Raw genomic sequence first — 361 nt, forward strand, 5'->3', positions numbered from 1 at the left:
ACCGCGATGCATCACGGCGATGCGGTCGCAGATCTTGGCGGCAACGCGCAGGTCGTGAGTGATGAACAGCATCGCGAGGTTCAGGCGCTGCTTGAGGTCTTCCAGCAGGTCGAGCACCTGCGCCTGGACCGAGACGTCGAGGGCCGAAACCGCCTCGTCGGCCACGAGCACGTCGGGCTCCATGGCGAGCGCCCGGGCGATGCCGATGCGCTGGCGCTGGCCGCCGGAGAAGGCGTTGGGGTAACGCTCGGCCGCGCTCGCCGAGAGGCCGACGAGGTCGAGGAGCTCGCGAGCCCGGGCGCGGGCCTCCCGCCGGGGCGTGCCGTGCGCGATCGGGCCTGCCGTGATGATCTGCTCGACG

General features: G+C 71.5%; 1 protein-coding gene. It reads right to left on the bottom strand.

Annotation, left to right across the window (positions count from 1 at the left end; translation table 11 throughout):
* The coding region (locus tag MKK60_RS17925) for an ABC transporter ATP-binding protein (RefSeq protein WP_243987928.1) at positions 1–361 on the bottom strand (361 nt) is incomplete at both ends.

The organism is Methylobacterium sp. J-092 (assembly GCF_022829325.1).
Lineage (GTDB): Bacteria > Pseudomonadota > Alphaproteobacteria > Rhizobiales > Beijerinckiaceae > Methylobacterium.